Source organism: Gordonibacter pamelaeae 7-10-1-b (assembly GCF_000210055.1).
GTDB classification, from domain to species: domain Bacteria; phylum Actinomycetota; class Coriobacteriia; order Coriobacteriales; family Eggerthellaceae; genus Gordonibacter; species Gordonibacter pamelaeae.
The window spans coordinates 468,859-470,392 of sequence record NC_021021.1; the positions used below are offsets into that span (position 1 = coordinate 468,859).

The window sequence follows — 1,534 nt, forward strand, 5'->3', positions numbered from 1 at the left end:
GATGATGCCGCCCAGGAACGTGCCCTCGGCGTCCAGCACCTCGAAGTTCGTCGTCGTGCCCAGGTCCACCACCACGAGCGGCCCGCCGTAGTCGGCAAGCGCCGCCGCCAGGTCGGCCACGCGGTCGGGGCCCACCTCGGCAGGGTCGCGGTAGCGCATCCTGATGCCCGTCTTCAGGCCGGGGCCCACCACGAGCGCCCGGCGCCCGCACTCCGCGTGCAGGGCCCGGGCCCACACGTCCACGAGGTCGGGCACGACGCACGAGAGGATGGCGTCGGCCGGCCGGCACGCTCCGCCTGCGGGCGCCGCATCCCCCTTCCCGGCGCCTTTGCGGCGCGCGAGCGCATCGAGGAAGCCCGTCACCACGAGGCGCGCCTCGTCGGACGTGCACCGCTCCGGCGTGGTGGCCTCCCACGTTGCCACGAGCTCCCCGCCGTCGAACAGCCCCAGCCGCGTGACGGTGTTTCCCACGTCGACCGCCAGCAGGCCGCCGGCCCGCTCGCCGCCGACCGCCTCACGCGCATCCGTTCCCATGATGTCGCCTCGCCTTCCGCGCCTCGTGCGGCCGTCGGACCGCGCGCTGCGCCTTTTTTACCCAATACTGCGAAATTAACGATGTTCACCGTCGCTCGCCTCGATTATACTGTACCCGTCTCATCAGTAACCCGACTTCCCGAAGAGAGGGGAAGCGGATATACGAGAAGGAGCGGAACATGCAAGCCTTGAAGGGGCAACTGACCCTGCGCGGCGTCGCCATCGGGTGCGTCGGCTGCGCGATCATCACCGCGGCATCGGCCTACACGGCCCTCAAGATGGGGGCGCTTCCCTGGCCCATCATCTTCGCCGCCATCATCTCCCTGTTCTTCCTGAAAGCCCTCGGGCACACGAACCTGAGCGAGGCGAACGTCACGCACACGGTCATGTCGGCCGGCGCCATGGTGGCGGGCGGGCTGGTTTTCACCATCCCCGGCGCCTGGATGCTCGGGCACGCCGCCGAGATCGACTGGTTCCAGATGCTGGCCGTGGCGCTGGCGGGCGTGGTGCTGGGCCTCGTGTGCACGGCCCTGCTGCGCCGGCACTTCATCGAGGACGCCGAGCTGGAGTACCCCATTGGCCAGGCGGCCGCGCAGACGCTCGTCGCGGGCGACTCCGGCGGCTCCACCGGCAAGAAGCTGTTCGGCGCCATGGGGCTGGCGGGCCTGTTCACGGCGCTGCGGGACGGGTTGGGCGCCATCCCCTCCCTGCTGTTCGGCAACGTGGCCCTGCCGGGCGTGGCGTTCGGGGTGTACCTCTCCCCCATGCTCCTGGCCGTGGGCTTTCTCGTGGGCACCGGCGCGGTGGCCGTATGGTTCGCCGGGGCGCTCATCGGCAACTTCGGCATCGTCGTGGGCGGCACGGCGGCGGGGCTCTGGGACGTGGCCGCGGCGCAGGGCATCGTATCGAGCCTGGGGATGGGCGTTATGATGGGCTGCGGCGTGGGCGTCATCGCGAAGAACATCCTGCCGAAGGCCGTCTCGCTCGTCAGGGACACGCG

2 protein-coding genes are annotated in these 1,534 nt (G+C 70.6%); one reads left to right on the forward strand and one right to left on the reverse strand.

Going from position 1 to position 1,534, the window contains the following annotated elements; translation table 11 throughout:
* The coding region (locus GPA_RS02185; RefSeq protein ID WP_156791111.1) for a type III pantothenate kinase at positions 1 to 534 on the reverse strand (534 nt) is incomplete at its 3' end.
* 179 nt (positions 535 to 713) lie between these two features.
* Here GPA_RS02185 and GPA_RS02190 point away from each other — a divergent pair.
* A partial coding sequence (locus GPA_RS02190) for an OPT/YSL family transporter (protein ID WP_041239968.1) occupies positions 714 to 1,534 on the forward strand: 821 nt, incomplete at its 3' end.